The 25,181-nt window shown below is 44.0% G+C and carries 21 protein-coding genes, 1 pseudogene and 1 riboswitch; of the genes and pseudogenes, 2 read left to right on the top strand and 20 right to left on the bottom strand.

The features are described 5' to 3' along the window. Window positions 1-51: 51 nt before the first annotated feature. The 3 genes and pseudogenes from glnA to NST34_RS08290 form a co-directional block, all read right to left on the bottom strand. Window positions 52-1,476: a type I glutamate--ammonia ligase gene (gene glnA / locus NST34_RS08300; RefSeq protein ID WP_042186233.1), complete on the bottom strand. Its 1,425-nt coding sequence runs from the start codon at window positions 1,474-1,476 to the stop codon at window positions 52-54. Window positions 1,477-1,759: 283 nt separating this feature from the next. Next, complete coding sequence (gene aroF, locus NST34_RS08295; RefSeq protein WP_042186231.1) at window positions 1,760-2,806, bottom strand: 3-deoxy-7-phosphoheptulonate synthase; 1,047 nt, start codon at window positions 2,804-2,806, stop codon at window positions 1,760-1,762. Window positions 2,807-3,070: 264 nt separating this feature from the next. Continuing rightward, window positions 3,071-3,205: pseudogene (locus tag NST34_RS08290) on the bottom strand (4-hydroxy-3-methylbut-2-enyl diphosphate reductase); the annotation flags it as partial. Window positions 3,206-3,417: 212 nt separating this feature from the next. Here NST34_RS08290 and NST34_RS08285 point away from each other — a divergent pair. Then, entirely contained in the window at window positions 3,418-3,792 is a 375-nt protein-coding gene (locus tag NST34_RS08285; RefSeq protein WP_341127543.1) for a hypothetical protein, read from the top strand. 432 nt (window positions 3,793-4,224) lie between these two features. On the opposite strand, the gene NST34_RS08280 is transcribed toward NST34_RS08285, so the two are convergent. The 15 genes from NST34_RS08280 to metA all read right to left on the bottom strand — a co-directional run bounded on the left by NST34_RS08280 (window position 4,225) and on the right by metA (window position 21,389). Continuing rightward, window positions 4,225-5,181, bottom strand: a complete 957-nt coding sequence (locus NST34_RS08280; protein WP_341127542.1) for a 4-hydroxy-3-methylbut-2-enyl diphosphate reductase — start codon at window positions 5,179-5,181, stop codon at window positions 4,225-4,227. A gap of 60 nt (window positions 5,182-5,241) precedes the next feature. Continuing rightward, window positions 5,242-6,708, bottom strand: coding sequence for a sensor histidine kinase (locus NST34_RS08275; RefSeq protein ID WP_341127541.1), 1,467 nt, complete (start codon window positions 6,706-6,708; stop codon window positions 5,242-5,244). Window position 6,709: 1 nt separating this feature from the next. Further along, window positions 6,710-7,399, bottom strand: a complete 690-nt coding sequence (locus NST34_RS08270; protein ID WP_042125657.1) for a response regulator transcription factor — start codon at window positions 7,397-7,399, stop codon at window positions 6,710-6,712. 109 nt (window positions 7,400-7,508) lie between these two features. Beyond that, a complete protein-coding gene (locus NST34_RS08265; protein WP_341127540.1) occupies window positions 7,509-9,170 on the bottom strand; it encodes a S1C family serine protease in 1,662 nt (553 codons plus the stop codon). Between the two features lie 653 nt (window positions 9,171-9,823). Then, on the bottom strand, window positions 9,824-10,477 hold the full coding sequence (locus NST34_RS08260) for a response regulator (protein ID WP_042186223.1): 654 nt from the start codon (window positions 10,475-10,477) through the stop codon (window positions 9,824-9,826). Between the two features lie 3 nt (window positions 10,478-10,480). Continuing rightward, window positions 10,481-11,557 carry a HAMP domain-containing sensor histidine kinase gene (locus NST34_RS08255; RefSeq protein ID WP_042186220.1) on the bottom strand — a complete coding sequence of 359 codons (1,077 nt, stop codon included), beginning with the start codon at window positions 11,555-11,557 and terminating at the stop codon, window positions 10,481-10,483. Then, window positions 11,558-12,637 carry a cell wall-active antibiotics response protein LiaF gene (gene liaF, locus NST34_RS08250; protein ID WP_076284216.1) on the bottom strand — a complete coding sequence of 360 codons (1,080 nt, stop codon included), beginning with the start codon at window positions 12,635-12,637 and terminating at the stop codon, window positions 11,558-11,560. 246 nt (window positions 12,638-12,883) lie between these two features. Then, window positions 12,884-13,027, bottom strand: coding sequence for a hypothetical protein (locus NST34_RS08245; protein WP_156114753.1), 144 nt, complete (start codon window positions 13,025-13,027; stop codon window positions 12,884-12,886). A gap of 176 nt (window positions 13,028-13,203) precedes the next feature. Continuing rightward, a complete protein-coding gene (locus NST34_RS08240) occupies window positions 13,204-13,770 on the bottom strand; it encodes a 3D domain-containing protein (RefSeq protein ID WP_371915726.1) in 567 nt (188 codons plus the stop codon). 415 nt (window positions 13,771-14,185) lie between these two features. Continuing rightward, window positions 14,186-16,123, bottom strand: a complete 1,938-nt coding sequence (gene thrS / locus NST34_RS08235) for a threonine--tRNA ligase (protein WP_076284419.1) — start codon at window positions 16,121-16,123, stop codon at window positions 14,186-14,188. Window positions 16,124-16,621: 498 nt separating this feature from the next. Continuing rightward, complete coding sequence (locus NST34_RS08230; protein ID WP_042186214.1) at window positions 16,622-16,789, bottom strand: toxin-antitoxin system HicB family antitoxin; 168 nt, start codon at window positions 16,787-16,789, stop codon at window positions 16,622-16,624. Between the two features lie 11 nt (window positions 16,790-16,800). After that, window positions 16,801-17,643: an SPFH domain-containing protein gene (locus NST34_RS08225; RefSeq protein ID WP_042186213.1), complete on the bottom strand. Its 843-nt coding sequence runs from the start codon at window positions 17,641-17,643 to the stop codon at window positions 16,801-16,803. A gap of 212 nt (window positions 17,644-17,855) precedes the next feature. Then, window positions 17,856-18,992: a cyclic dehypoxanthinyl futalosine synthase gene (mqnC, locus tag NST34_RS08220; protein WP_076284217.1), complete on the bottom strand. Its 1,137-nt coding sequence runs from the start codon at window positions 18,990-18,992 to the stop codon at window positions 17,856-17,858. Between the two features lie 267 nt (window positions 18,993-19,259). Next, window positions 19,260-20,432 carry an aminotransferase class I/II-fold pyridoxal phosphate-dependent enzyme gene (locus tag NST34_RS08215; RefSeq protein WP_076284218.1) on the bottom strand — a complete coding sequence of 391 codons (1,173 nt, stop codon included), beginning with the start codon at window positions 20,430-20,432 and terminating at the stop codon, window positions 19,260-19,262. Between the two features lie 36 nt (window positions 20,433-20,468). Continuing rightward, window positions 20,469-21,389, bottom strand: coding sequence for a homoserine O-acetyltransferase MetA (metA, locus tag NST34_RS08210; RefSeq protein ID WP_076284219.1), 921 nt, complete (start codon window positions 21,387-21,389; stop codon window positions 20,469-20,471). Between the two features lie 113 nt (window positions 21,390-21,502). Then, window positions 21,503-21,633, bottom strand: a riboswitch (SAM riboswitch). Window positions 21,634-22,031: 398 nt separating this feature from the next. On the opposite strand from metA, the gene corA reads away from it, so the two are divergent. Next, a complete protein-coding gene (gene corA, locus NST34_RS08205; protein WP_341127539.1) occupies window positions 22,032-22,967 on the top strand; it encodes a magnesium/cobalt transporter CorA in 936 nt (311 codons plus the stop codon). 82 nt (window positions 22,968-23,049) lie between these two features. Here the strand turns inward: corA and NST34_RS08200 are convergent, their stop codons facing one another. Together NST34_RS08200 and NST34_RS08195 are read right to left on the bottom strand one after the other, a co-directional pair. After that, on the bottom strand, window positions 23,050-24,066 hold the full coding sequence (locus NST34_RS08200; RefSeq protein WP_076284420.1) for an HRDC domain-containing protein: 1,017 nt from the start codon (window positions 24,064-24,066) through the stop codon (window positions 23,050-23,052). 211 nt (window positions 24,067-24,277) lie between these two features. Then, entirely contained in the window at window positions 24,278-25,159 is an 882-nt protein-coding gene (locus NST34_RS08195; RefSeq protein WP_076284221.1) for an ROK family protein, read from the bottom strand. Window positions 25,160-25,181: the final 22 nt, after the last annotated feature.

The following is a 25,181-nucleotide window of genomic DNA, read 5'->3' as shown; positions in this document are numbered from 1 at the left end:
ATGACTTAGGAACACCTTTATTTGTTAAAGCTTTATATGATTTGAGCAATCTTACAGATCGAAGTACAGAGAATATTCATGTGGATGAACACGAATCGCAACCTCTTGAGCCTCGGAACGTTTCAGAGCAATATAGTTATCAATGAAGTCCTTAGTAAATACGTCGCCTTCTGTAAGGAATTCGTAATCAGCTTCCAAAGAATCAAGCGCTTCGCTCAGGCTACCTGGAACGCTGCGGATCTTTTCTTTGTCTGCATCGGACAATTCGTAGATGTTCTTATCCAGAGGACCGTAACCCAGTTCTTGTGGGTTGATCTTGTTTTTGATTCCGTCCAGACCTGCCATCAGCATTGCGGAGAATGCCAGGTAAGGGTTAGCGGTGGAGTCCGGTGTACGGAACTCGATACGACAGCCCTTCGGTGTCACAGCCGCTACTGGAATACGAACTGCTGCAGAACGATTTCCTTTGGAGTATACCAAGTTAACCGGCGCTTCGTAACCAGGAACCAAACGTTTAAAGGAGTTGGTGCTTGGGTTAGTCAAAGCGATCAAAGCTGGTGCATGATACAAAATACCGCCGATGTAGTGAAGAGCCATTTCGCTCAAGTTAGCATAAGCGCCTTTTTCGTAAAACAAAGGAGTGTCTCCGTCAAAGATCGATTGGTGTACGTGCATTCCGCTACCATTATCGCCAAACAGTGGTTTTGGCATGAAGGTTGCTACTTTGCCGTACTGACGTGCAGTGTTTTGTACAATATATTTATAAGTCATGAGATTATCAGCAGTTTTCTTCAAGGTATCAAAACGGAAGTTAATTTCCGCTTGTCCTGCAGTTGCTACTTCGTGGTGATGACGCTCAATGCGTAGTCCCACTTCAGCAAGCAGACGACACATTTCACTACGGATATCCTGTTGGGAATCCACAGGTGCTACAGGTACATATCCACCTTTAACGCCAACTTTAAATGCAAGATTGCCGCCCTCTTCTTTACGACCCGTATTCCAAGCCGCTTCTTCAGAGTCTACGAAGAATGAGGAGCTGTTCATACCGCTCTCGTAACGAACATCATCAAAGATAAAGAATTCAGACTCAGGTGCGAAGAATGCTGATGTTCCAACTCCGCTCTTCTGAAGGAATTCTTCTGCTTTCACAGCAATACCGCGAGGATCGCGCTCATAGCGTTCACCATCAGGAGTGAAAATGTCGCACATAACGTTCAGCGTTGGATGAGCTGTAAACGGATCAATGAACACACTGTTCGGATCAGGCATCATAACCATGTCTGATTCTTCAATACCACGGAATCCTTTGATGGAAGAACCGTCGAATGCTACCCCATTTACAAAAGTTTCATCTTCCACTTCAGAAGCAGGCAGAGAAATGTGGTGAGCACGGCCACCTAAATCTACGAATCGAAAATCTACCCACTCGATATTGTTTTCTTTAATTGTTTGCAACACTTTTTCAACCGACATGAATTTTTCCTCCCCCAAGTTCCGAACATTAAGCCCCTCACAGTATGCAAATGTTCTTGTTTCATTTTTATTTGCTGTCGTCATTATAAATCTCATACCTAACATCGTCAATGCTTATGTCAGGTATTTCTTTCAGCAATGTAAGATATTCTAACGCTTTCGTGAAATCCATTATTTTCGCTAATATTCATAACATTTCTAACTTATCCAATAGCAAAGAAGCCCTACTATCCCGCTGTACCGCGGGTTTAGAGGACTTCCAAGGTTGTTATATTCTTAAAAATTATAGCGCCGAAACGGTTTCTGGTGAAGTTGAAAACTTACGTCCAACAATCGGAGCAAGCTTTTCTAGATCCTTAAGCAGATTATCGAACTGCTCAGGGAATAACGATTGAACACCGTCACCTGTCATAGAATTGTCCGGATCTGTGTGCATTTCGATGATTAGACCATTTGCACCAGCTGCAACCGAAGCTTTAGCCATAGGTTCAACTAACTCACGACGTCCAGTGCCGTGACTTGGGTCAGAGATTACCGGAAGGTGGCTTAAGCTTTGTAGAACCGGAATAGCCGATAGATCCAGCGTATTGCGTGTGTAAGTCTCAAATGTACGAATACCACGCTCACAGAGCATTACATCCTTATTTCCGCCTGCCAAAATGTACTCCGCTGCATTGAGCAATTCATCATAGGTTGCACTGAAGCCGCGTTTCAGAAGGACAGGTCTTCCACAAGTACCCAGCTTGCGCAATAAATCAAAGTTCTGCATGTTCCGTGTACCGACCTGGAGGATGTCAGCATGCTCTGCACAAATATCCACATACTCTGGTGTCATAACCTCTGTAATGGTTAATAGGCCATGACGCTTTCCTGCTTCAGCCATCATAGTCAAACCTTCTACACCTACGCCTTGGAAGCTGTATGGACCTGTACGGGGCTTAAACGCGCCTCCACGCAGTACTTGAGCACCTGAAGCTTTAACCAGACGGGCAATCTCATCAATCTGCTCTGGAGACTCAACGGCGCATGGTCCGCCCATAATCACCAGATTCTCTCCACCAATCTTCACACCCTTGATATCGATAATGGTATCCTCTGGATGGAAATCACGGCTAGCTAGCTTATAAGACTTGGAGATCTTTACGACGTTCTCTACTCCCTTCATTTGCCGCAAATGCTCTGCAAGCTTAGGTGTGACACTTCCTACTAAACCGATAACAGTGTGATCTGCACCTTTAGAGAGATGTACCTGCAGACCCTCTTTTTCGATAACTGCAATAATATCTTTAACCTGCTCTTCTGGCGTTTGATTGGATGTAATGACGATCATTTTAATAACTTCCTCTCTACACTTAAAATTTATAATAATTCCGCTCAATACACTCACACTACGACGCGTGTTCGCTTTTAAGCTTTTAAGCTTTTATGCTTTTAACCGATAAAGCGATTTTACTCTAAAAATCCTTTACCGTCAATCCTATTTCCTGATTTATAATATGAAACCGCTTTTTCTAAATAGAAAAGCGCGTAACCTCGATAGACGAGGTTACGCGCTTTTGTCCTAACACAAATATATAAGTTCGCTTACAGCGCATTAAGTAGTGCTTGTGCTCTTATTCTTAACCGGAGGAAGTAATTTCGCCATATTCACAGTACGTTTGATCTCCCATGTCTCGGAATTCTCAGAATCGTACTGCTCCAAATAATTAATAACTTCTTTGGTAATAGGTCAATTTAAATTGTATACATGAAATCCAAATCTCCTGAATTATTTTTCTTAAAATTTAATTATAATTAAAAATCGATTTTTAACTCCTGTATATATAAAGATGTCTATTTTCAATAATATAGTAAATTGCCAATTTTAACATAGACAAGTCAGATTAATATCCCTATACTTTAATAGTAAGGAAAAAATTTACTAAATTGGAGGTTGTTTTTTTGAGAAAACTTGTATCATCTATCGTACTAATAGGTCTACTCAGTACAGCTCCTGTTTCAACGTTTGCTGCTTCTGATTCACAACAACTTCAAACACCCCAATCAGCGGAGTATATAATTTCGCCAGCCACAGTATCTAAAACGGTTCTAACAAATGTTACTTATTACAATGTTACTGCCGATTTTGTAGCTCCAAGCACTTTTTTTTATGTTGATTCTCAGTGGGCAGGTACTTTGACGCTTTCAGGTTTCTTTTTTGACGATAAGGGGAATGGATTATATAACGTAAACGCTACGTATCAAGGTACCGTATACAAAACGGGACCAATGAAAGCAGTGACATTCGAACAAACAGAATTGCAATCAGATAAATAAGTATCGTCAATCAAAACCACCCGTCCAACGGGTGGTTTGCTCTTGGAGTATAACCCCTTGTTACCAAACTGCGCCTAAAGACGCTAGTCTGACACAAATCTGTTCGGGCTCAGTGTAATGTGTCATTTTCACTTACCCGTTAAACGGGCTTATTTCTTTTTGCTCCCTCTGTCACTGAATAGATCTTCGTACTCTTTTACACTCAAACATTAACGAGGTGTCGCTTTAAATAATTGTGACACAAAGAAGGCTGTCGAGACTTTCTCGACAGCCTGAAGCCGCCTATTGGCGGCTTTTTCATTGACATATGTTCAATATTCATATTTTATATGAGAAGATGCCAATAAATTATCTTATTATCAAAATATCTAGTAGAGGGGTTTAAAATAATGATTCAATAGTAATAACATGTGAAATAATCACTAAGAGAACTCAAGTACCTTTCGCGCTCTTCGCCTTAACCGGAGGAAGTAGCTTCGCCATATTCACAGTACGCTTGATCTCCCAGGTCTCTGGATTCTCGGAATCGTACTGCTCCAAATAATTAATAACTTCTTTGGTAATTGGTGTAGGTGTAGACGCGCCAGAGGTAACCCCCACAATATTTACACCCATCAGCCAGTCGGTGTTTAGTTCGGAGATATCAGAAATCCGATGAGCAGGAACACCTGCGATCTCTTCCGACACCTGTGCCAGACGATTAGAGTTGTTGCTTCGTGGATCGCCAACGACAATCACTAGATCGCATTGACCCGCCTGTTCCGCTACAGCCTCTTGACGCACCTGAGTAGCCATACATATCTCATTATGCACTTCAGCACCTGGGAAGGTCTCTAGTAGCTTTTTCATAATATTTTTAATGTCCCACTGGCTCATAGTGGTCTGATTCGTAATTACAATCCGTGAAGAAGGAATGGATAGAGTTGCAATCTCATCTTCTTTTTCAATTAAATGCACATGCTCTGGCGCAATGCCGACAGCACCTTCCGGTTCCGGATGGCCTTTCTTGCCGATATAAATAACCTCATAACCGTCATCGACTTTCTCCTGAATGAGATCATGCGTCTTTGTCACATCAGGACAGGTAGCATCGACTGTAGTCAATCCTTTATCCCTAGCCATCTTGCGTACCTCAGGTGAAACTCCGTGAGCAGTGAATATAACGGTTCCACTGTCTACTTTATCGAGAATATCCAGACGGTTATGACCGTCCAAGGTAATGATGCCATCGTCCTCAAACGAATTCGTGACATGACTATTATGAACAATCATGCCCAGTATATAAATCGGCCGGGGAAGATCGAGATTTTGCGCAGCCTGCCGTGCCATTACCATAGCATCGACTACTCCGTAACAATATCCCCGTGGAGAAATTTTAATGACTTCCATGACTTCACCAACTTTCTGCTTTCGTTGACTTCTGTAATAGGACACACTTTAAATTATACCCTATTCCAGCGGCGGAGCAAAGAGAAGCGGCAACCAGATCACAAAAGTAGTTCCTTCGCCTTGGCGTGTAACAACTTCCACAGACCCACCATGCTCGTCAATAATCCATTTAGCAATGGATAAACCAAGCCCAATTCCTTCTGTAATTCCACGTGATTCATCTGCTCGATAGAAACGGTCGAAAATATATGGAACCTCATCTTTATCCATACCTATCCCCGTATCGGTGATCCGAATACCAACCTGATTCTGATAGAAAATCGTATCTAAACTTACCTCGCCAGAAGGCGTGTATTTAAAAGCATTATCAATAAAAATAAACAACATTTGTTGTAAATAATCTTTATTACCCACAACATATTTTCCATTTAAGACGGACATATCCCCTGTAACCCACTCCGCTTGACGAGGCAGGAAGGATGCCCGACGCGCAATCTCAGTCATCATCGGTTCCAGTGCTACGGGCTCGATCTCAAAAGTGCGCCCTGTATCTGCACGAGCGAGCGAGAGCATATCCGCAACGAGTCGACTCATTCGCTTAGACTCGTCCGCGATATCCTTCACCGATTCCATCGAGAGCTGGCGAATTTCAGCCTCGCTCATCTTCCCTTCGCCCGGTTCCATCTCCCAAACTTTTTGCAGCAGATCGATATTCCCACGAATGGTTGTTAGTGGAGTCCGCAGCTCATGTGATGCATCGGAAACGAATCGACGCTGAGCTGCATAAGAATCCTCTAACTCTGTGTAGAATCCTTCCATCCGCCCAAGCATGTTATTGACAGTCTCAATTAAACGACCTATTTCGTCCGGAGGTCCATCATATTCAATACGGGAGCTTAGGTCTGTCCCAGTCTGGATACCGTTTGCCGCCTCAATAACCTTACCGATAGGACTCATAGCTTTGCGGGCTAAGAACAGTCCAAAGGTGAATGCCGCAATCAGAGTCGCAAATGTGCCGAAAACCAGAATGTTTTTGAGCCTTTCCATAAGCTTGTCTTCCGAGTTTGACGGTGTTGCCACCTGAAGAAGCGCCACAGGGCTCTTATTCGAGTCATATATCGGTATCTGATAAATCATCAAATGATATCCGCCAAGGGTAGTCTGTTTGAACCCATGTGCTTTTTCAATATCAACCACTTTTGGAACATCGAACTGAATATCTAGATAATGCAAGTTCTCTGACTTTTGCAGGTTCTCATTATTATAAATATAGGTTTGCACCAGAATATTAGCTTCCTCCAGTTTGTTACCGAAGAAAGGGTTTATGCTCACACTCTGCAACGAACCGTCATACCCCCAATTGGGGTTTAGGTTGGCTACGAGCTGCTCTCCCTGTTTTTGTATACGATCCTTCAAGTCCCCATACGTATTAAAATAGACAAAACCGTAAATTGCGGCTGATAAGGCCAGCAGCATAACGGCCAAAATCCCTGAATACCAAGCAGTCAGCCGCAATCTTATAGACATGTTAGTTGTCACCTCTTAGAATGTAACCGGCACCCCGGATCGTTTGAATGAGGCGTTTACCGCCATGCTCCTCCGTCTTTTGACGTAGCATAGCTATGTATACCTCAAGTACATTTGATTCACCGCTATAATCATAACCCCATATTTTATCCATGATCAGATCCCGCGAAAGCACCCGTTTCGGATTCTGCATAAAGAGATGTAGCAGCTCAAATTCCTTCGCTGTCAGCTCCAGTCTCTTGCCGGCGCGTGTCACTTCACGTGAATCCACATCCAAGGTAATATCCTCGTAAGTAACCGCTTGCTCACTGCCGCCACTTTGCTCACTCTTGCGCCGAAGCAATGCTCGCACACGCGCAAGTAACTCTTCCAGCGCAAATGGTTTAACTAGATAATCGTCCGCACCCAGATCAAGCCCTTTCACACGATGCTCAATTTCATCCTTGGCCGTAAGCATTAGAACAGGTACATTACTGCCCCCTTCTCGCAAACGACGACAGACTTCAAATCCGTCTACCTGAGGCATCATAACATCCAAAATCACCACATCCGGATCGCTGCTTAGGATTGCTCGTAAACCATCCGCTCCATTCACCGCTGTCTTCACATCGTAGCCTTCAAAAGCTAGCCCCCGGCGCAGCATGGAAATAATTTTTTCATCATCATCAATAATAAGAATATTCGGTCGCATCAAGCAGCCCCCATTGTTCATTTCTATTTATTTATATTGTAGCAGTCACACCATGATTAGACAAAAACGGAAGGGTTGCCCCTTCCGCGTTATTCACCGTCCGGTGTTATTACTTCTGACTTTGCCCAGTAGTCGTATCAAAATCATTCTTGTTGCCGATTGTTACGGAAAGATCCATATTTTTACCATCGCGCACCACATTCAGCGTTACTTTGTCACCGACTTTTAGCGTTTGAATGAAAGCGATCAGATCTTGGTTTGTTGCATATTTTGTTCCATTTGCACCTGTAATGATATCGTAAGGGCGCAAGTCAGCGGCATACGCTGGCGATTTAAAGATAATGTCTGCAACTACAGAACCTTCTTTAATATCCGTGCCCATTTGCTTAGCTACTTCATCTGTAATCGTCATAAGCGTTGCACCAATGAATGGTACGGGTTCTTTTGGAATCGCTTGGTTCGCTTCGAGTTTATCTACGACTTCTTTAATCGTATTCACAGCGATAGCGAAACCTATACCTTGGGAATCTGTGCTAACAGCTACGTTCATACCAATTACCTGTCCATTCATATTGAGCAACGGACCACCGGAGTTACCAGGGTTGATAGAAGCATCTGTTTGCAGCAGGTTTTTGTAGTTGCGTGTTCCACTACCATCTTCTTCGTTAATATCAATGCTGCGTCCTTTTGCACTAAGAACACCAGAGGTTACTGTATGGTCGAAGCCTTGCGGGTTACCGATAGCAACCACTTCTGAGCCTACTTTCAAGCTATCCGAATCTCCCAGAGCAACTGTAGGGAAATCAGTATCTCCTTCAATCTTCAGTACTGCCAAATCCAGATCTTTGCTAGAACCTAGCAATTTTGCTTCGTATGGTTTAGTCACGCCATCCACTGTAACTTGGATGACATCGGCATTTTCAATGACGTGCTGATTGGTCAAAATATATCCGGATTTCTCATAAATGAAGCCTGTTCCAATTCCATAAGGGATGAGCTGCGATGAAGAATTTGAACCTGACTTCGAGTCCTGCTCATTTTGTGAAGAACCACTTCCACCGTATTGATCCCCAAAGAAAAATTGAGAGAACGGATCACTCAAATTCGGACTGGATGAACTTCCATTACGTGAACCGGATTTCACTAGCGTCTCAATCTTGACTACTGCTGGTCCAACCGCATCAACTACGCCAGTCACATCACGAGATCCTTTCACCAATGATGTAGTGGTAGTATTAGGTGTAGTACTAGCACTCTCATTCGTCGTCTTCGCCGTTCCATTTGATCCTGAGCTTGCAATGGTTGTTGCGTCCCCTGTGAACCAGTTGCCTCGATCTGCCATGAACATAGAACCTGAGAGAACGACCATACCCGCTAAGAAGGAAACAAATATTGTTTTCACTGAGCTTTTTGGCTTTTTATTAAATTGCCAGCCACCGCCACCTTCAGAACCGCCTCCGCCGTTTCCTCCACGTCCACCGCCATTACCATCAAAGCCTGTACTGCGATATGAACTGTTATATGGAAGTTGTTTTACAGGCTGTGGAGGTGTAATCTCGACCCGCTCCGGCTCCATCCGGTTGTAATGCTGAGCACTTCCGTCTACGTTACTTTCATCTTTGTTCAATGATTTAAATGGTCCATAAGAATAGTAGTATGATGATCCGGATTCGGATGACTGATTATTATTGCTATTATGGTTATTATTGTCCCAATCCCGATCTGGTGCTGGTCCATTGTCTCGATTAAAGTTGTTTTTGTTATCGTCCATGTTTATTTACCTCCTGCATCCTGTCGCCTGACAAGGATTAATTTGTTTTCTTGTTTCTTATTTTGTACTTTAAACCTTAAGGTCACATTAAAAACAATTTAAGCGGAGATAAAAGATATAGGCGAATAGACGGGATTTGGTTCAAAAGGCGCACGCTGTTGGTCGGGAATGGGTTTCAGGCTACACCGCTGTTGAAATCATGTTCCTATGAATTGACACTGCGAGTGGAACATGATTTCAAGGGCGGACGTAAACTTTTCGCTCTGATACCCAATCCCTAGGCAGGTATGTAAAAAAGAAGCTCGGGCGCGGATAACAACGTGGCCCGAACTTCCAACATACAACCTAGAACAAAACCCTAGAGAACGACGTCCGTGAACGAAGTCCAAGAACAAGGAACAAACAACGATCAATAATTATAGGGATAAACTCCCTATAATTTACCAAAAATCACAAGAAATCAAGATTTAAAGGGAATACATCCCTATAATTCTCAGCAATATAGCTATTTATGAGAAAAACAAGGAATTTATACGGAGGATTTCCCTATAATCCTGTATACAAGTGTAAAACTCAAGATTAAAGGGAAGTTTTCCCTATAACTTACTTTTAAGTCCCCATAAACTACTCCAAATCATCTTAAACACCAATCCCTAACCCTGAGCCCAACCCTTCCGATGAGCATAAATAGCCAACTGGGTTCGATCATCCAGCTCGCATTTCATCAGTAGGTTACTGACATGCGTCTTCACTGTCTTGATGCTGATATGTAGTTCCTCGCCGATATCCTTATTGGTCTTGCCCTCAGCAATGAGCAGTAAGACCTCCTTCTCACGCTCCGTCAAGCCGGAGGAATCACCTTGCACGGTACGCTGGCGAATGCCACGTGTCAACGCTTGCGATACATCACCAGTCATAACTGGCATACCGCGAAATGCGCCTTGCAGTGCGTAGATCAGTTCCTCTGCCGATACGGTTTTGAGCACATAGCTGACTGCTCCAGCTTCTATAGCATCCACGACGAGGTCATCCTCTAAGAAGCTGGTCAAGATAACGATTTTGAGACCAGGAAATTCCGATAGCACTGCACGAGTAGTCTCCACACCATTCATCACAGGCATCATCAGATCCATTAGCACGAGATCGGGTAAGCCTTCATGTCCGCCAGCACGCAGCATCTCCAGCGCTTCCTGTCCATTTGCTGCTTCTCCTATAACCTCAAACGTCGGCTCCAGCATCAGATATGTTTTAAGACCCATCCGCACCATATCATGATCATCCACGAGCAACACTCTTATGACGCTCATGCTCTATTCCTCCTCGTCCTCTGTATCTGTTCCTAATGCTCTTTTTTCCTCTAACTCAGAGTTCCCTTGCACAAACTTAGGGATATGTACGCGTATGGTCGTTCCCGCACCCTTACGGCTAATAATCTCCACTTGTCCACCCAGTTTCTCCGCACGTTCGCGCATGGTGGTAAGACCATACGAACCCTGTTTTTGCTGTATATGTTCAAAACCTTGACCGTCGTCGCTAATACTCAGCACAACCTGTCTTGACCCTTCACGCAGTGATAAACTGACCAGTCTAGCTTCAGCATGCTTCACAATATTCGCCATAGCCTCCTGGATAATCAAGAATAACTGATGTTCAATAGCCTCAGATAATTCTCCTTGCAGCTCAAGCTCCTTCATTCCTTTTAAGCCGTTCTGGCGGCAATAATCAGGGAACCATTTTTCCAGTGCTTCGAAAAGATTCCTGCCTTCCAGCTCCACCGGTCGCAACTGTGCAATAAGTGCTCTCATCTGCTTTTGTGCCATCTGTGACATTGCAATTAACTGATCCATTACCAATTGACCTTGAGCTTCATTAACCTTCAGCACTTTAGGCAGCGAAGAAGCCGACATATGGATGGCAAAAAGCTGTTGGCTCACCGTATCATGCAAATCCCGGGCCATACGCCTTCTTTCCTCCAACACCGCACTCTCCGCTGCCTGTTCCTTCTCAATAACCTCTTGTTCACCCAATCGCTGTAGAAGCTGCATCTTGTTCTCAACCGTATCCATCATGACATTAAATTCATGGTACACTCTCGCGAAAGACTGGTCATCACTCTCTGGCATACGAACGGACAAATTCCCTTTTGCCACCTGCAGCATGTTTAGATCCAGATGATCAATCCGCCGCTGAATACGCTGACCTGCCATATAGCCGATTACAACAGTGAATAACACGATCCCAAGACATAAGTACAGCCACATGCGATAATCCATTACTTCGATATACCCAAGGCAAGTGCCTGCATACATCAACCCGGCGCTTACGGCTCCAGTGAGCAAAAAGTAAAACAACAACAACCATTTGGTATTACTAAAGATTGTTCCCATCTAACCCACCGTTTTAACTTTAATGTCACCTATAAAAGCACTTACGTTAATGCGGACTTTTTTGCCCGCTTCTTTATAATAAGGCGTCTTGCATTGAACACTGCTCATAAATCCACTCCGAGACTGATCCAGAACTTCCATATCGCCGATAAATGAACTACTGTTCACTGAGATCCCAAGATCCATATCATTCGGAATGTACACCTTGATGTCGCCTATAAAAGCGGAGATATTAATCTTCGTCTCTCCATAAGCAATTTGCGCGTTCGTCAGATCCAGTACAGTATCACCTATAAACTGCGAGACATTTGTGTTCTTCAGTTGAAAATGCTCGCGACCCATGTGAACATCCCCGATAAAAGCAGAGCGATTGGTTGACTCCTTGTTGTTACTCTCTGTCTTATGGAACTCCTCATGCCATTCCCCATGTCTTCTAGCGTGACGCTCGTGACGTTCCTGACGTCTGCGCTCATGACGCTCCTGTTTCTCCTGCCAACGTGATTCAGCGGTGGATTTAAAAGCTCCAGTTCCGTCCTCATCCTCTTCTTCATCTTTTTGCAGATTAATATTCCAGTCTCGCCCACCAGAAGATTTACCGAATTTCTGCTCGAATTGTTCATCTAGCGTGGAATCCAGCGGTTTTGGCGGCTCCACATCTAGCGAGCTTTTTCCTGGAGGAAAGTAATCAGGTGGTGATGGTGGCGCAGGTGGCACTGGTGGTACAGAACCTCGTGGTTTAAAAATCACATAAAGACCGCCGCCAATCAGCATGATTGGAATGAACATTTTGAAAAAATCCCCGGCTGAAATATCGAACCAGTCCAAATTTCGTCCAAGGAAGAACACTCCGATCGCCAGAAAGAAAAAGCCGCCGATAGGTGAAGATCCACCTTTTTGATGTTCGTCTCCCGTACCCAGGAGTCGCTTCATCCCCATGAGGATCAAGATAACAGGCCAATAATTTGAGATTAAATAACCTAAGCTGAAATCGGTGTAACCCAACTGTCTAAGTAGAAACATGGCTCCAATCCCTATCAGGATCAAGCCGCCAAAAATCTGACTTGTGAACCTTCTTTTCATATTCCATTTCCCCTTTAAATTAGTGGAACGCTCTCTTCTTCAATCTTATAGCCTTAGTCTACAGGAAGGAAGCGCTCATAAACAGCGGCGAGAGAAGGAACTTCCACTCAGTCTCTAGACCGAGACGAATGGGTTAATATTCCATTTACTTCATTATATATGAAATATAAAAAAAAGACTGTCCCTCAGTTATAAACTGATTTGGGACAGTCTCTTTATTCAGCAGTCTTCTGCTTCAGTAGCGCATTATTGTTGCGGTTTCTGAGCTGGTTTAGAAGTATTTCCACTTTGCTTAGTTGTGCCGTCATTCTCAACAGCAAACTCAGCATTGTATTTTTCATTCGGTGTTTTGTAGTTTTCTTGAACTTTAGACTTTTTATTATTAGCCACGGAATTCACCTCCCTTATCCCTTATGCAGCATAGATAATGCTTACTAAGAGAACATCTCAGATGAGGCTATTGCTCTGCCCCAGTCCGTATTATGGCAAGGTGATGTCACTATTATGCATGACCAAGTGAAATTAAGTTCAATCCACCAAATTCATTGAAATATAACCGCTATATCTTAAATGGATTCTTCCAGCAGGGATTGCGGTACAGCATTGTAAGTCTCAATCGCCTGAGTAAGTTTCTTCAGCATCACTTCTGTACATGTACCGTTTCCTCGCTTAATGAGCTGAACTACAACTGATTTTTTGCCCCATTCCTTATACACCTGTTTCGTAGTAGCAAAATACAAATCAATCTTCCGCCCTTTAATGGCAGATCCTGTATCAGCGACGATGCCGTATCCATAACCAGGTATATAAAGTATACTCCCTAACGGGATTACCTTAGGGTCAGCAGCAATAGTCGAGACTGTGTTCTTATCTCTACGTACTTTAACACCTGAATAGGTAATTCCGTATTCGGGATGTTTAGATGTTTTACCTGTAGATTCATAACCCGCAGTATAACCCGTCGCCATCACTTTCATTGAAGTAATAATTTGGTCAGGAGCTGGCGCAGCTACGGGAATAGAATTCGGCGATTTTGAAGAGCCTGTACCCCCACTCCCTTTGGTAGTTGGAGCTTTAGTGCTCTGTGGTGACTTTGTAGCTACTGGTTTATTTTTTGTTGTCGCAGGAACGATCGGTACGCTGGAATATGGCTCGTTTGATAACAAGGTAGCACGGCCAGTGGTGAGAATAGCTTGTTGATCTTTGGTTCTCATTGAACCTGAGTTAGCCTGAGTATGTTGCAATTCGTTCGAAAGCGTTTTGCTAATATCTGTGTGCTGTAATGTGTCTTCTGTCCCATTGGCCACAACTGCTTGATGCTTGGATTCAGGAATGATACCTGCAGCAGTCAACAGTAGGACTATTGTGACGAAAAGACACCAAAACCTCTGAAATATGCCCATTTTGTTCATGTGATAAACCTCCCCCTTATTAGCGAAGGTTTCCCGATTCACAAAATTTTATACATAAAGATCAATTTTCGATCCTTACGGGCATATGACAGAGGTCGTTATTAGACGTACTTTTGGTGTTGATTATTACAAGTAATTAGGAGATTACACGGTCAGCAATTTCCTGAGCCAGCAGCTCAATAACTTCTTGAAGCGGCTTAGCTCCCATATCGCCTTCTCCACGCTTACGGATGGAAACTGTCTCGGCATTCATCTCATTCTCGCCAACTACGAACATGTATGGTAGCTTCTCCAGCTGAGCTTCACGGATCTTATAGCCAAGCTTCTCATTACGCAAATCTGCCTCAGCAGAGATACCACGGCGACGCAGCTTGTCTGTAACTTCCTTAGCATAATCGTCGAAGGCAGTCGAAACAGGAATAACTTTAACCTGCTGTGGAGACAGCCAAAGCGGCAGTGATCCTGCAAAGTTCTCTAACAAGAAAGCAACAAAGCGCTCCATAGTACCTAAAATACCGCGGTGTAGAACAACTGGACGGTGTTTCTGACCATCGTCACCGATATATTCCAATTCAAAGCGTTCAGGCAGCAAGAAGTCGATCTGTACAGTGGAGAGAGTTTCTTCTTTGCCTAGTACAGTCTTGATCTGCACATCCAGCTTAGGACCGTAGAAAGCAGCTTCGCCTTCTGCTTCGTAGAATGGCAGACCAGCTTCTTCTACAACTTCACGCAACATACGCTGTGCAGTTTCCCACATTTCGTCATTAGCGTAATATTTCTCAGTATCCTTAGGATCACGATAAGACAACCGGAAACGGTAGTCATTAATACCAAAGTCACTGTATACCTGTTTAATCAACTCGATTACACGAATGAACTCGCCTTTAATTTGATCCAGACGGCAGAAAATATGGGAGTCATTAAGAGTCATCGAACGCACACGGTGCAAGCCAGTCAATGCTCCTGACATTTCATAACGGTGCTGGATACCCAGTTCAGCAATACGGATCGGCAGATCACGATAGCTGTGCATGGAGCTCTTATAAATCATCATGTGATGCGGGCAGTTCATTGGGCGGAGAACAAATTCTTCATTATCAATAGTCATTTTAGGGAACATGTCCTCTTGATAGTGCTCCCAGTGTCCAGAAGTTTTATATAGTTCAACATTACCAAGAACCGGAGTATATACATGCTGGTATCCTAGACTTGCTTCCAGATCCACAATGTAACGTTCCAGAATACTGCGCAGTTTAGCACCCTTAGGCAGCCAGATCGGCAAGCCTTGGCCTACCAATTGATTAAATGTGAAGATTTCAAGCTCTTTACCCAGCTTACGGTGGTCGCGTTTCTTCGCTTCTTCAAGCAGACGAAGATGCTCATCGAGCTGCGCTTTTTTAATCCAAGCTGTACCGTATACGCGTTGAAGCATTTTATTCTTGCTATCGCCGCGCCAGTAAGCACCAGCTACATTCATCAATTTAAAGACTTTGATCTTAGAAGTCGACGGTAAGTGTGGTCCCCGGCACAAGTCGAAGAATTCGCCTTGTTCATAGATCGAAATCACACTATCTTCAGGCAATGCTTCAATTAGTTCAAGTTTGTAAGGATCGCCTAGCTCACCGAATATTTCCAACGCTTCCTTACGGCTAACTTCCTTACGTACGATTGGAAGGTTCTCAGAGATAATGCGATCCATTTCCTTTTCAATCTTTAGCAGATCCTCAGGATTAAGCGGATGTTCCAAATCCATATCGTAGTAGAAGCCATCTTCGATAACAGGACCTACACCAAGCTTAACTTCCTTTGTTCCATATAAACGTCTTACAGCTTGCGCCATCAAGTGGGCAGTACTGTGACGCATAACTTCCAAGCCTTCTGGTGAATCCAAAGTTACGATTTCTATCAATGCGCCTTCCTCTAGCGGAGTGGACAGATCCACGACAATACCATTCAATTTCCCTGCCACCGCATTCTTGCGAAGTCCACTACTAATAGAAGCCGCTACATCATCAATATTACTACCTTCTGCGTATTCCCGAACGGAACCGTCCGGAAGTTTAATACTTACCATTTTAATTTCCTCCTTCATTTCCTTAAGCCAAACAACAATTTTAAATTTTTCGAAACGGAAATATCCACGCATACAAAAAACGCCCGTCCCGCAAAGGGACGAGCGATTGCACCCGTGGTTCCACCCAAATTCGATTCTCTCAATCTGCTCTTAAAGCAGAGTCGAGTCAGAATCCTTCGTAAGCATGGAATAACGACCATGAACCGGCGGTTCTTACTATCCCATTTCAGGGAATTCATAACCGCAGCTACAAAGGGGTAAATCGATAGTAGGATACCGGAGGAAATTACAGCCTATGTTCCCTCTCTCTGATACGGTCCAGAACAATCCATTCATATCTTTGTCAAAGCTGTTAACGTGAATTATGGAGTAATTATAAATCTGTCCTCTCTGACAGTCAAGTCTGTAGAGGGGGCAAAATTTTGTAAACCGCGGAAACAGTCACCTACACGGACAGTTCTGCAGCCAGGAAATAGCGCTAGAACTGTCCTTAACAGGTTACTCTTCTCGGCGTTTCCCAGGTAAGCGGCCTGCACGTTTCAAAGACTCACGCAGCAAGTATTCGATATGTCCGTTTACACTGCGAAATTCCTCTCCCGCCCAACGTTCCAACGCCTCATGCAGATCCGGATCGATCCGCAATGGAAAGCTTTTCTTGGCCGCCATGATGCACCGCCTTAATACAACGAGCCGGCGTTAATGACCGGACTCGCTCCGCGCTCCGACACGATCGCCACCATCAGATTATTAATCATGGCCGCTTTACGTTCTTCATCAAGCTCCACTACACCGCTCTCTTTAAGCTGTTTAATCGCCATATCGACCATGCCAACTGCACCTTCAACAATGATTTGACGAGCAGACAGAATGGCAGAAGCTTGCTGCCGCTGCAACATGGTGCTGGCGATTTCTGTTGAATAAGCCAAATGTGTAAGCCGGGCTTCAATGACTTCTACACCAGATAAGGACAAACGCTCTTGAAGCTCAGTCGCTAACTCTTTAGCAATTTCATCTGCATTGGCACGCAAGGACATCCCAGATTCATTGAAGTTATCATAAGGGTATTTGCTGGCTACATGACGCAGCGCCGTTTCACTCTGAATCTCTACGAAAGCCATGTATTTATCTACATCAAAGAGGGCTTTAGCGGAGTTAATCACCTTAAAGACGATAACTGCAGCAATTTCAATCGGATTACCTTCAACATCATTGACCTTGAGCTTCACACTGTTAAAGTTACGAACGCGTAGGGAAACCGTCTTACGTACGCTGAACGGAATAACTGCGAACAGTCCACTCGTTGCAATAGTCCCTACATATTTTCCGAAAAAGGTGACTACAACCGACTTATTAGGTTGTACAACCGTAATACTCGTACATAGTATTGCTGATACAACGAACAGAATGACCGGTACTGCAATATACTCCTGAACAGCACCATAGATTCCACCAGCCAAACAAACTGCAATTAATGCGATAACCCAAAATCCGCTGACAGGACGAAGCGTCTTCTCCTTCATAAAAAGCACCCCCATAAGATATTCTTTTGATATGATTATGATATCACTTTTGGATAATAATGTGTATACAAAAATGTAATAAAATAATGAATTTATGTTCACAGGTAAAATAAACCTTCGAAATCTTAACCATACAAAAAAACGCTTGCTGCTCAATCATCCACAAAACGGATTAACGAGCAACAAGCGCTGAATTAATTTATATATTAGTTCTAGTTCTGCATGATGAAATCATTATCAATCTTCGCATTAGCATCATCGAACACGCGCAGAATATCGTAGCGTGTATTCCGCTGTGCCGGGATTTTGCCTGCTTCGCGGATCAGCTGAGTAATTGATTCGATATTGACCTTGTAGGTCGCGCCCGCAGAAGATACTACATTTTCTTCAATCATTGTACTGCCGAAATCGTTACAGCCATATTGAAGGGAAAGCTTGCCGACCTCTGGTCCCATTGTTACCCAAGAGGACTGGAAGTTCTTAATGTTGTCTAGAACAAGGCGACTAATGGCTACCGTCTTCAGATATTCTTGAGGCGTTTGTCTATCCAGCTTCAGGTTAGTATTGTCCGGTTGGAAGGTCCAAGAGATAAAGGCCAAGAAACCCTCTGAATCGTATTTGTTGGCAATACACTCGTCCTGAGCCTCACGCACACGAAGTAAGTGTAATGCCCGTTCTTCCATACTCTCACCAAGTCCAATGACCATCGTAGCTGTCGTATTCATACCGATCTTATGCGCTGTCTGCATTACGTCCATCCACTCGCGCCATGAGCCTTTAAGTCGGCTGATCTTGCGGCGTGTGCGATCATCGAGAATTTCCGCTCCCCCACCTGGTAGTGAATCCAGGCCAGCAGCATGGATTTCACGCACAACTTCCTCGAGCGATAATCCAGATACTTCTTTCATCTTCATAATCTCAGCAGGAGAGAAGGAATGCATTGTAATCTCAGGAAAACGTTGCTTAATTCCGCGAAGTATATCGGTATAATAGCTGAAAGGAAGATTTGGGTTCGTACCGCCTTGCATCAGTATTTCTGTACCATTTACAGCGATAGTCTCAGCGATTTTTTGGTAAATCGTCTCATCCGGCAATACATAACCCTCATCAGAGCCCGGTCTGCGATAAAATGCGCAGAAACGGCAGTAGACATCACATACATTCGTATAGTTAATATTACGACCAATTACAAACGTGGCCATCGGGTCTGGATGCCAGCGTTCCATTATGGTGTTTGCAGCTGCACCCATTTTCTCAATTTCGTTGCTCTCGAACAGTCGGATGGTATCTTCCAATTGGAGACGTTCACCCCGTAGGGCTTTGTCCAAAATAAGATCTATCGCACTCATCGTTCGCATCCTCCTTCTAAACCCTTAGGGGTATGGTAGAATCACAAAATTACAGGAAGAAAAAACGTTGTCTCTTTTTCAAGGTGACAACCCTTTCTCATACAATTGAACAGTTCATTTCCTCATCGTATCACAATCTGAACAGCTTGAAAAATGCTTTTACATTCTTCGCAAATTCCTATCCAGAAGAAAAGCAGCATCGAACTAAGCGATACTGCTAGTTATACTCTATTTCTCCACTAACACTCGATTGAACATTTCTTCCTGTTACTTGGACTCAATTTCTGCCCTAGCGGCCTCTAGTGCTTGGCCAAGATCAGCAATCAAATCCTCTGCATGTTCAATACCGACGGAGAAGCGCAGCAAACGATCATCTACACCCACAGCATTTCGAATCTCCACAGGAATATCAGCATGTGTTTGTACAGCCGGATAAGTCATAAGTGACTCTACGCCGCCCAAGCTTTCTGCGAATGCAATAAGACGAATATGACGAAGAAGCGGCTCTACGTATCTGGCATCTTTTAATTTGAAAGAAAAAATACCGGTATTGCCTGAAGATTGACGATTCTGGATTTCATGTCCTGGATGATCAGGCAATCCTGGATGGAACACTTCCGCAATCGCTGGATGCTCTAATAAGTAGTGAGCGATCGCTAGTGCATTGCTTTCGTGACGCTCCATACGCAGCGCCAATGTCTTCAAGCCTCTCATCAACTGATAACTGTCTGTTGGTCCGAGCACGGCGCCAATAGAGTTATGTAGAATAGCTAATTCAGCTGATAATTCTACACCCTTGGATACAATCAGGCCTGCCAGTACATCATTATGACCACCCAAATACTTAGTAGCGCTATGAACTACAATATCCGCACCTAATTCTATAGGCCGTTGGAAGAATGGAGTCAGCAGCGTATTATCTACAATGCTAAGTAACCCATGGTGACGTGCCCAAGTGCACACGGCTTCAATATCCGTGATCATCATAAGTGGATTCGTTGGCGTTTCAATAAATACAGCTTTCGTATTTGGACGACGCGAAGCTTCCAGTGCATCCAAATCATTCGTGTCTACATAAGAAGCAGTGATTCCAAACTTGGACATAATCCGTTCCAACAAACGATAGGTACCGCCGTAAAGATCCAGCGAAACGATCAGATGGTCGCCTTGAGCGAACAAGGTAAGCACTGTTTGTATCGCTGCCATCCCTGAGCTACAAGCAAATCCTGCATCTCCAGATTCCAGTTCCGCAGCTGCATTCTCAAGCACTGAACGGGTCGGACTCTTGGTGCGGCTATAATCAAACCCTGTGCTTTGACCGAGTTTTGGATGACGAAATGCCGTTGCATTATAAATCGGAAAATTAATTGCTCCTGTGGCAGGATCTTCTTGAGAACCTATTTGAGCCAGTCTACTTTCAATCCTAAGTTTGTCATCCATGATTAATGCCTCCTAATTTATATTGTAGCGCTATTATTAATAAACAATCGGGTCGATATCATAAGGCGTTTCTTGATATACATAGTAATTGAGCCAGTTAGAGAATAATAAATTGGCATGCGCACGCCACACTGCTGGAGGTGTACGTTCTGGATCATCTTTAGGGAAGTAATGTTTCGGCAAAGCCATCTCCATCCCTCTAGACACATCACGGTCATATTCCCATTTCAAGGATAGGGGATCGTATTCGGAATGTCCGGTCACAAATATTTGTTTACCGTCGTTTGTAGCCACTAGATACATACCAGCTTCTTCGGATTCCGCCAGAATCTGCAGATCTGGGTTATTCTCAATATCTTCACGGGAGACATCGGTATGACGAGAGTGTGGTACATGGAATACCTCGTCAAAGCCGCGCAACAGTTTAATGTTATTTTGATTAATCGTATGAGCGAAGACGCCAAAGCATTTCTCAGGCAATGCCACTTTACGAACACCAAAATGATGATATAAGCCTGCCTGTGCCGCCCAACAAATATGCATGGTTGAAGTCACATTGTCCTTGCTCCATTCAAAAATCTCTTTCAGTTCTTCCCAATACGATACTTCCTCGAACTCCATTTGTTCTACAGGAGCACCTGTAACGATTAAACCATCCAAACGGCGGTGGCTGATCTCGTCAAAGGTTTTGTAAAAGCTCTTCAAATGTTCAGCAGAAGTATTCTTGGAAATATGGGAACGCGGATGCAATAAAGTAACATCAACTTGTAGTGGCGAATTTCCAATTAAACGCAGCAATTGAGTCTCTGTCGTCTCTTTAGTCGGCATGAGGTTCAGAATAGCAATCCGTAGTGGACGGATATCCTGATGGAAAGCCTGACTTTCGTCCATCACAAAAATATTTTCTCCGGATAGTACTTCTTTCGCCGGTAAACTGTCGGGAATTTTAATTGGCATTGTCTTTCCACTCCTTAGCTGAATTTAGTTATTTTGCCGCACTGCGGCTTGCTGAACATAAAAAGACCTTCCTCGGAAATCGAGAAAGGTCATATCTACAGTCATATGCGCCTCTCTCATCTGCCAGAATGTTCCTGAAGACGATTAGACGTCTGCAGAAATTCCGCAAGAATTAGCACCGTGCGTTTACACGCCGGTTGCCGGGTTTCATAGGGCTAGTCCCTCCACCTGCTCTTGATAAGATTTAGCTGTATTCAATTAAATTACTTTAAAATTCACTTTAAATCATGAACCTCCTTTTCGTCAAGTCCATACAATGCTGAAGAAGCCTCAAAATCACAATAAATTTGCTTGAAAGAGGCATACTCCGTTGTTATACTAGACAAGTATTTCATACCTGAACGAAAAGAAGAGGTGAGAAGAAGGATGGAAGGCGACCCGAGCTCGCAAATATGTGTACAGAATGAGCAACCACACAGGATAATCATCAGCTTGCCGGCGGCGGGAGCAGTTCTTCTTCATGCCCTCGAAACGTCATTTGGCCCTATGTATTGATTGTACCGCCGGCCAAGCTGATTTTTTTCTCTGTGCTTAATTTAGCAGTCCCTAGTGAAGACCTGGGGATAGGAGGAGTGAAATCAGATGAAAATCCGGCTGGTAAATGCAGGGGTTTTTACACCTATTGATGAACTTGATGAAACACTAACACCCCCAACGGAAGGGTTCTATTGGATTGACGCCGATGTTGAGGATTTGGAGCTGCTTCAGCCCTTGTTCAACCTACATGATCTTGCTGTTGAGGATTGCCTTAGCGAAGAGGATCAGCGTCCAAAGATCGAAATATACGAAAGTCACTACTTTATTGTTGTAAATAGCATTCGCTTTGACGATGAAGAAATTTTCCTACGGGCACTCAATGTATTCCTTGGAAGACATTACATCATCACTGTCACGAAACAAAAGATCAATGAACTACGAATCCTGAAGCCTATGCTCTGGGAGCAAGAAGTAAGTGAACCGGATATGTTCCTTTACTTGCTAATTGACCTTGTCGTTGATAACTATTTCTCCGTCGGCGACCGAATTGAAGCTCGGATTGAGAAGCTGGAAGAAGATATCCTCATGCATACCAAAAAGTCACATCTTAGTGAAATTATCGGTCTGCGAAGTGAAATTCTATGGTTGAAGAAAATGCTGGGGCCACAAAAAGAAGTGATCAATACCCTAAATAAAAAAGACCTCCGTCTGATTGATGATCAGCTGCAGAAATATTTTAGCGACATTTATGAAAATGCGGTTAAAATATCTGAAACCTTTGAGACGTATCGCGATCTCATGGGCAACTTACGAGAGGCATACCAATCCAGTATCGCCAACCGCGCGAATGAAATTATGAGAGTCTTTACTGCGATCACAACAATATTCATGCCCCTGACCGTAATTACCGGAATCTACGGTATGAACTTTGATCATATGCCCGAGCTTCATACGAAATATGGCTATTATGGCGTTATAGGCATCATGTTGACTTTAGGCTGTGGGATGCTCTATGTTTTCCGCAAGAAGGAATGGCTATGAAACGAACCGGACGAATAAGCAAGACGAAGGCCCTGTAACCGTAAGGTATAAGGAAGCCTTCGTCTTTTTGGTATGCGCAAATTTAAAAGCTGGTCGCCATGCCCACTTTATGCGTATGCTCTCGACGGAAACGGATGCGTATCAATCGCAGACGCTCATAATAAATATCCAATCCTTCAGCAGCGGAAAAGTCGTCGCCATACACCTTATGTAACACCGGTTTTAGGAAAAGATCCCCGAGCTCCACATAGGCATTCCATATCGCATCCTGCTCACTCTGCGGCATATTGCCAAGCTCTACATGGATCAGCTTCTCGACAGAATAACCTTCTCTTTCTAGCTCCTCTACCGCTTCAATCAGTTCACGCCGGTTCACTCCACTATTCACCTTAAGCTGTTCCAAGCCCAACCCATTCTCGATCCCCTGCAGCAAAATCCTCCGCAAGCGCAGTCGTTCTAGCTGCTTCTTATATTTGACTTCTTTCTGTTTATAAAGCCAAGATACGAAAGACTCCTCTTCAATTACTTCATGCACCCAATTTAGAGGGAAGGAATGTTCCCTTGCCACCGCAGTAGTTATAGCCAGCCAATCAGCCCCAAACTGCGCTATCTTGCCTTCTCCCACACCCGGAATTTGCATCAGTTCCTCTGGCGTATGCGGTAGAAATGTACTTAACAAGCGCAACAGACGATTACTAGCGAGAATATAGGGCGCCTTCCGTTCACTCGAAGCCTTACCACGGCGCCAAGCACATAACTCTTCATAAATGGCTTCATTCCCATAATGTTCGCTGTAATATTGAAGCTTCAGCTGCTCCTGATTACGCCCAGTAAGACTATCCTCCTCGTGGAATATCCCATCGATTAAGGGTCGATAGCCATCTCCCATCTTCACTGCTAGCTCATGCCTGTATACACAGAGCATCTCATTCCATGAACCACCTTCATACCACAAATTCTCAATGTAATTCTCCCCACCTGAAAAATCACGCCAGCCCAAACTCCAGATCCCCTCTTCCTCTCCAATCCACAGCTGGGCGTACACCTCTTGATCCACTCCAGATATTCTGGATAAACGGTTCATAAACACAATTTGCATATTCATCCCTACCTTTCTCAACATTACAGCAAGCACAATAACCTTCTGGGAAGAGCCTCCTTCGGAGCGAACAAATCCTTTCTCAATCAGACCCCGAACGCAAGAAAGCACCTCTCTCACGATAAACGCGAAAGAGGTGCTCCCTCATTAAATGCTATACTGTTAGATCCTAGAATACCATATATTACCGAACAGTCAATGTCTTTTTATACTAGTTTCTAGCTAGAGCTAATGTAGCCAATCCAATCGCTCCAGCAAGCCCTGCATTGTCTCCGAGACCTGGTGAGACAACATAATTATCGATGTCAATATTAAGCGATGGATGCTGAACATATCCGCTCAATAACTCTTGCAGCTTAGTGCGAATTAACGGGAACAGGTGGCTTTGCTTCATAACACCACCGCCCATTACGATTTTTTGAGGAGACAGAATCAGCACATAGTTCATGAGTGCATGTGCAAGATAGTGAGCTTCCATTTCCCAAGCCGGATGGTCCACTGGTAGCTCTCCTGCCGGTTGTCCCCAGCGTTTGCCGATCCCCGGACCTGCGGCTAATCCTTCAAGACAATCGCCATGATAAGGACAGTAACCCTCAAACGTATCCTCTGGATGTCTACGAACTAGAATATGTCCCATCTCAGGATGTGACAATCCATGGACCATCTGGCCACCAACAACCGCTCCTGCTCCAATGCCTGTCCCAACCGTAATATAAAGACAGCTGTCCAGACCTTTAGCCGCTCCCCATTTACTTTCCGCAAGCGCTGCACCATTCACATCCGTGTCAAAGCCGATCGGAACGTTAAATTGCTCAGCCATTGTGCCTACCAGATTATATTGTCCCCAGTGAGGTTTTGGTGTCGTTGTTATGTAACCATAAGTAGGGCTGTCCAGTACGGGATCAATCGGTCCAAAAGATCCGATTCCGAATGCTTCTACATTCTTCTCTTTAAAATAGTCTATTACTAGTCCCATCGTTTCTTCCGGTGTTGTTGTCGGAAAGCTAACTCGGTCAACAATGGTACCATCCTCATAACCAATCCCACATACAAACTTTGTTCCGCCTGCTTCAATCGCTCCCAATAGCTTCACAGCAATTCTCTCCCTTTCTCTA

Origin of the sequence: Paenibacillus sp. FSL H7-0714, assembly GCF_038003765.1 — a bacterium.
GTDB lineage: Bacteria > Bacillota > Bacilli > Paenibacillales > Paenibacillaceae > Paenibacillus_AQ.
Note: the sequence above shows the minus strand (reverse complement) of the source record. Positions and strands in the feature narration are given on the sequence as shown.

What these genes read in the sequence shown, in the direction of transcription:
- glnA (WP_042186233.1), bottom strand. Translation starts at nt 1,476, where the DNA reads ATGTCGGTTGAAAAAGTGTTGCAAACAATTAAAGAAAACAATATCGAG.
- aroF (WP_042186231.1), bottom strand. Translation starts at nt 2,806, where the DNA reads ATGATCGTCATTACATCCAATCAAACGCCAGAAGAGCAGGTTAAAGAT.
- NST34_RS08280 (WP_341127542.1), bottom strand. Translation starts at nt 5,181, where the DNA reads ATGGAAGTCATTAAAATTTCTCCACGGGGATATTGTTACGGAGTAGTC.
- NST34_RS08275 (WP_341127541.1), bottom strand. Translation starts at nt 6,708, where the DNA reads ATGTCTATAAGATTGCGGCTGACTGCTTGGTATTCAGGGATTTTGGCC.
- NST34_RS08270 (WP_042125657.1), bottom strand. Translation starts at nt 7,399, where the DNA reads ATGCGACCGAATATTCTTATTATTGATGATGATGAAAAAATTATTTCC.
- NST34_RS08265 (WP_341127540.1), bottom strand. Translation starts at nt 9,170, where the DNA reads ATGGACGATAACAAAAACAACTTTAATCGAGACAATGGACCAGCACCA.
- NST34_RS08260 (WP_042186223.1), bottom strand. Translation starts at nt 10,477, where the DNA reads ATGAGCGTCATAAGAGTGTTGCTCGTGGATGATCATGATATGGTGCGG.
- NST34_RS08255 (WP_042186220.1), bottom strand. Translation starts at nt 11,557, where the DNA reads ATGGGAACAATCTTTAGTAATACCAAATGGTTGTTGTTGTTTTACTTT.
- liaF (WP_076284216.1), bottom strand. Translation starts at nt 12,637, where the DNA reads ATGAAAAGAAGGTTCACAAGTCAGATTTTTGGCGGCTTGATCCTGATA.
- thrS (WP_076284419.1), bottom strand. Translation starts at nt 16,123, where the DNA reads ATGGTAAGTATTAAACTTCCGGACGGTTCCGTTCGGGAATACGCAGAA.
- NST34_RS08230 (WP_042186214.1), bottom strand. Translation starts at nt 16,789, where the DNA reads ATGGCGGCCAAGAAAAGCTTTCCATTGCGGATCGATCCGGATCTGCAT.
- NST34_RS08225 (WP_042186213.1), bottom strand. Translation starts at nt 17,643, where the DNA reads ATGAAGGAGAAGACGCTTCGTCCTGTCAGCGGATTTTGGGTTATCGCA.
- mqnC (WP_076284217.1), bottom strand. Translation starts at nt 18,992, where the DNA reads ATGAGTGCGATAGATCTTATTTTGGACAAAGCCCTACGGGGTGAACGT.
- NST34_RS08215 (WP_076284218.1), bottom strand. Translation starts at nt 20,432, where the DNA reads ATGGATGACAAACTTAGGATTGAAAGTAGACTGGCTCAAATAGGTTCT.
- metA (WP_076284219.1), bottom strand. Translation starts at nt 21,389, where the DNA reads ATGCCAATTAAAATTCCCGACAGTTTACCGGCGAAAGAAGTACTATCC.
- corA (WP_341127539.1), top strand. Translation starts at nt 22,032, where the DNA reads ATGAAAATCCGGCTGGTAAATGCAGGGGTTTTTACACCTATTGATGAA.
- NST34_RS08200 (WP_076284420.1), bottom strand. Translation starts at nt 24,066, where the DNA reads ATGCAAATTGTGTTTATGAACCGTTTATCCAGAATATCTGGAGTGGAT.